Source organism: Actinospica durhamensis (genome assembly GCF_018139695.1).
GTDB lineage: Bacteria > Actinomycetota > Actinomycetes > Streptomycetales > Catenulisporaceae > Actinospica > Actinospica durhamensis.
The window spans coordinates 1-411 of sequence record NZ_JAGSOG010000823.1; the positions used below are offsets into that span (position 1 = coordinate 1).

Sequence of the window (411 nt, forward strand, 5' to 3'; positions counted from 1 at the left end):
CCGCCCGCACCTGCCACCGCATCCCCGCCGACGCTCGCAACTGCCGCCGCATCCCCGCCGATGCCTGCGCACACGACCGCCCCCGCGTCAGTCACCTCATTCACCACCCTCACGTCTGCCCCAACCGCCTCGGCAGCCCCGCAGACGTCCGCAGCTTCGTCCACACACGCGTCGGCGACCTCCGTGGCACCCGCGTCCGCCAGCTCGTCTACCTTGACGCCCTCGTCCGCCAGCTCGCCCATGGTGACGTTCGCGCCCGCCAACTCGCCCATGCTGACGCCCTCGTCCGCCAACTCATCCACGCTGACGTCCGCGTCCACCACCTCCGCCTCGCTGACCCTCGCCACCCCGACAGCGACCGACTCCGCTGCCGTGCTGCCCCCCGTCGCGCCACCCACTTCCCCCACATCC

The 411-nt window shown here is 72.5% G+C and carries 1 pseudogene; it reads right to left on the bottom strand.

What is annotated here, in order from left to right:
* Positions 1-320, bottom strand: a pseudogene (locus KDL01_RS42395) (hypothetical protein); the annotation flags it as partial.
* Positions 321-411 lie beyond the last annotated feature (91 nt).